The organism is Roseateles sp., assembly GCF_036404855.1.
In the GTDB taxonomy this organism is placed as follows: Bacteria; Pseudomonadota; Gammaproteobacteria; order Burkholderiales; family Burkholderiaceae_C; genus Pelomonas.
Genome location: NZ_DASWYS010000041.1, coordinates 1 through 4095, shown reverse-complemented (window position 1 = coordinate 4095; position 4095 = coordinate 1). Strand labels below are relative to the sequence as shown.

The following is a 4095-nucleotide window of genomic DNA, read 5'->3' as shown; positions in this document are numbered from 1 at the left end:
GACCGTCTGTGTCCACAGCGGACGACCGTCATTCGCCGAAAGCGCCGTTAGCGTGCCGTCGTCGCTGCCTGCGAAAAGCACGCCGGGCCCCGCCACGACGGGCGCATTGCCGCGCACCGTCAGACTGGGCAGCTCATGGGTCCAGAACCAGCGACGCTCACCGGTCTCGACACTGAGCGCCGACACGCGACCATCGTTGGTACGGACGAACACGAGCCCCTGGGCGATCGCAGGCGCCGAAATGACTTCGTTGGGCACCTTGACCTGCCACTTTTCGGCGCCGGTGGTGGCGTCCAGGGCGATCACCTGCCCATTCAATGTACCGACCACGACCAAGCCCTGCCCTGCGCCAGGCCCACCGGAAAGACGGAGGTCCGACTTGTACTGCCACACTTGCTTGCCGGTCTGCAGGTCAAAGGCGCGCACGCCCCCTTCCACCGCCGCGGTGTACACGCGACCACCGTCGATCGCCGGCGTCTGCTGGAGGCCCAGGCGCTCCTCGCCCTTGCCGGCGTTCGCGCTCCACAGCTTGGAGACCGCGACGCTTGGCGTGATGTCGACCAATTCCGCGGGCTCGCTGGGCTTTCCGTCTTGCTTGCTGCCAAACCAACCCTTGATGGTGCTGCAGCCGCCGAGGATCAGCACCAGTGCGGTGGCGGCCAGCGCGCGGCTCACCATGGTCTTACGGGAAGAGCGACTCACGCGGCACCCCCAGTCTTGGGCAGCGTGCCGCCTGCGTGCACGAGTTTCAGTTCGACGATACGACGCTGCGGCGAAGCCACGTCCAGCGTGGTCAGGGCGCGCGAGTAAGCGTCTTGCGCTTCCTTGGTCTTGCCGGTCGCGAACAGCGCGTCACCGCGTACTTCGAGGCTCGAAGCATCGCTGGCCTTGTCCAGCAGCTTGAGGGCTTCGTCATGCTTGCCGCTGTCGATCAACAGTCGGGCCAGACGCAGGTTGACCAGCGGCTGCAACGAAGCATCGGCTGTCAGGCCGCGCAGTGTGGCGATGGCGGCATCACGCTCGCCCGCCTGGACCTGTGCCTTGGCCAACTGCAGGCCGGCGACATCCGCGTAGACCTCGTCTTCCTTGGCCAACGCATCGACCGCGGTCTTTGCCTGCTTCAGATCGTCCTTGGCGAGCCCTTCCACGGCCGCCTGGTAATCCTGATAAGCCTGTTCCTGCTTGCCCTGCTGGCCGTTCTTCCACCATTGCCAGCCGAAGATAACCGCAAGGCCAAGGGCCACGCCGCCCAGCAGGCCGACGCCGTTGCTCCTCAGCCAGCTGCGGACGCGTTCGCTTTGTTCGTGCTCGTCGAGCAGATCATCAATCGCCATGCGCTCTCTTGCCCCGTCTAAGCGGGGTCTTGGTCTAGGTTGGACAGACCCGTACGCGGGTCAGTCACCGACCGGCGCTAGGGAACCCTCAGAGGATACCGTAAAGCGTGCGACGTTAGCTCGTTGGAACGGCGTCAGATCCACCGTACTCCCCGCTTGCTGAACCTCGACCGCCGTGGCATCGCCCAACTTGATACGCCCGACTTCGCCCTGCGCATAGCGACGTTCCTCGCCGGAACGTACCAGCGCTTGCTCCAGCCTGCGGCCATCGGGGGCAGTGATCTCGACCCAGCTGTCGCCCTTGAACGTCAGCGACAGCCATGCCGCACTGCGAGGCATCGGCGTCATGGACGCGACGATGGGCGTCGCCTGCGGGCGACTCGGCGGCGTGGCGGACGCGCTTACGCCCGGGGCGTCCGCGGCGGCTTCCGGCACGACATCGAGCGAGGCCGTTGCAGCAGCCGGCGTTGGGTTGGAGGCCGGCCGCAGCGCCATCCAGATCGGCGTCACGATCACCAGCGTCAGCACCAGGTAGATCGCCCTACGCTTGAAGCTTTCGAAGAAGTATTGCAGGGGCGGCGTATGGCCATGACTGACCAGTTCAGCCGGCGGCGTCACCGCCGTTTCCGCCTGATGCAGGAATGGCTCCACGTCCACCTTGAGCAGGCGTCCGTAGCTGCGCAGCTGGCCGCGAACGAACACGGCACCACCGGACTGGTCCCACTGCCCTGCTTCCAGGGCCTGGACGACCTTGACCGGCATCTTCAGCCGTTGGCTGACATCCTGTATCGACAGGCCGGCCTGCTCGCGCGCCGACCGCAGTGCATCGCCGCACCCCTGCGGCATGCCCCCACTTACCGTATCCATCATGGCCCTGCATTTCCCCCGGTTGTGACGTCCCGCGCGTCGGGGAACTCCGCCCGAATGCGCTGAACATATCGACTGGCAGCGGCCTTGTCGCCGAGTCTTTCCTCGATCTGTGATGCGAGTTTCAACACCGCCACGGAAGCTGGCCCCGCAGCCAGCCTTCGTTCGACAAACGCCCGCGCGGCCAGGTACTGCTGGCGACGGAACTCGATTTCGGCCATTGCCCCGAGCGCGGTGGCGTTGGCCGGATCGCGCGACAGCGCTTTCCGCAGGTCCCCCTCGGCGCGCTCGAGTTGGCCGACCGCCAAGGCGCAGTTGCCGGCGTTGGCCTGTGCGACTTCAGGGGTGTTGTAACCGGGTGCCTGTATCGCCCTGTCGAACCAGACCAGCGATTCGGCCGCGAAGCCGTTTGCACAAAGCCAAGTACCGTAGTTGTTCTGGGCGGCACCTTGCCCCGGCGCTAGTTCCGCTGCCCGGCGATAGTGCTGGCCTGCCGCTTCGGCCTGGCCACGACGATCCGCGACCACGGCCAGCATCGTCACAGCATCGGCCGAATCGGGCACCAGCTTCAGGGCGCCGCGGGCTTCCTTCTCGGCGGTGTCAAGATCGCCCGCCTGCAGGCGCTGTACCGAGCGGGCCAGCATCATCTGCACGGATTGGCGGCGCTTCACTTCGGGACTGTCCTTGACGGAGTAGTCCTGGGAAAGTTGTTCACCGTCCTTGCGCTCCATCTTGGAGCGAACGAAGGTGAATCGACTGCAGGCGGTCGCCAGCAGGAGCGGAATCAGCAGCAGGCAGATCGCCTTATGCCGCATCGTCGATGCCCTGTTCCTGCAGTTGGCGACGGAACTCCGCCTGGCGGCGCGTGCGATCCATCACCTGCCCCTTGAGCTGACCGCAGGCGGCATCGATGTCGTCGCCGCGCGTGCGGCGCACCATCGTCAGCACCTGCGCGTCCAGCAGCAGCTTCTGGAACGCGCGGATGTCTTCTTCCGGCGCACGCTCGTAACGCGTGCCGGGGAATGGATTGAACGGGATGAGATTGACCTTGCCGGCATCCTTCAGTTGCGCGGCATTGCTGAACTTGCGCATCAGCTGCGCGAGCTGGCGCGCGTGCTCGGGCTGGTCGTTCACGCCCTTCATCAGCGTGTATTCGAATGTCACCGAGTCGCGCTTCTTGTTCGCGCGCAGGTAGCGCACACAGGAGGCCATCAGCTCGGCGATCGGATATTTCTTGTTGAGCGGCACCAACTGCTCACGCAGCGCGTCATTGGGCGCATGCAGCGAGACGGCCAGCGACACATCGGTTTCGGTGGACAGGCGATCGATCATCGGCACGAGGCCGGACGTCGAGAGCGTGACGCGCTTGCTGGCCAGGCCGTAACCCAAGTCGTCGCGCATGATATTCATCGCACGCACGACGTTGTCGAAATTCAGCAGGGGCTCGCCCATGCCCATCATCACCACGTTGGTGAGGCGACGGTTCTGCGCAGGCACATTGCCCAAATGGCGTGCGGTCACCCACACCTGGCCGATGATCTCGGCGGTGGTCAGGTTACGGTTGAAGCCCTGCGTGGCCGTCGAGCAGAAGGTGCAGTTCAGGCCACAGCCCACCTGCGACGACACGCACAGCGTGCCGCGGTTCTTGTCGGGGATATAGACGGTTTCGACGGCATTCTTGCCGTCCACGCCCATGCCCAGCAACCACTTGTGGGTGCCGTCAGAAGATGGCTTGTCGAACACCACCTGCGGCACGACGACCTCGGCATGTTCCTGCAGCTTCGCGCGCAGGTTCTTGCCGAGATCGGTCATCTGATCGAAGTCGGTGACGTAGCGATGGTGGATCCACTTCATCACCTGGTGCGCACGGAACTTCTGCTCGCCGAGCTTGCCG

General features: G+C 65.0%; 5 protein-coding genes. All 5 read right to left on the bottom strand.

Annotation, left to right across the window (positions count from 1 at the left end; translation table 11 throughout):
* A partial coding sequence (locus VGF12_RS02575; protein WP_331174484.1) for a PQQ-binding-like beta-propeller repeat protein occupies positions 1-675 on the bottom strand: 675 nt, incomplete at its 3' end.
* A 23-nt stretch (positions 676-698) separates the two neighbouring features.
* Complete coding sequence (locus VGF12_RS02570; RefSeq protein WP_331174483.1) at positions 699-1334, bottom strand: YfgM family protein; 636 nt, start codon at positions 1332-1334, stop codon at positions 699-701.
* A gap of 60 nt (positions 1335-1394) precedes the next feature.
* Positions 1395-2204, bottom strand: coding sequence for a RodZ domain-containing protein (locus VGF12_RS02565; RefSeq protein ID WP_331174482.1), 810 nt, complete (start codon positions 2202-2204; stop codon positions 1395-1397).
* Positions 2201-3016: a type IV pilus biogenesis/stability protein PilW gene (gene pilW, locus VGF12_RS02560; RefSeq protein ID WP_331174481.1), complete on the bottom strand. Its 816-nt coding sequence runs from the start codon at positions 3014-3016 to the stop codon at positions 2201-2203. Before pilW ends, VGF12_RS02565 begins: the two co-directional genes overlap by 4 nt.
* Positions 3006-4095 (bottom strand): 23S rRNA (adenine(2503)-C(2))-methyltransferase RlmN (gene rlmN / locus VGF12_RS02555; RefSeq protein WP_331174480.1); only part of this gene is annotated, 1090 nt, incomplete at its 5' end. The genes rlmN and pilW, both read right to left, overlap by 11 nt.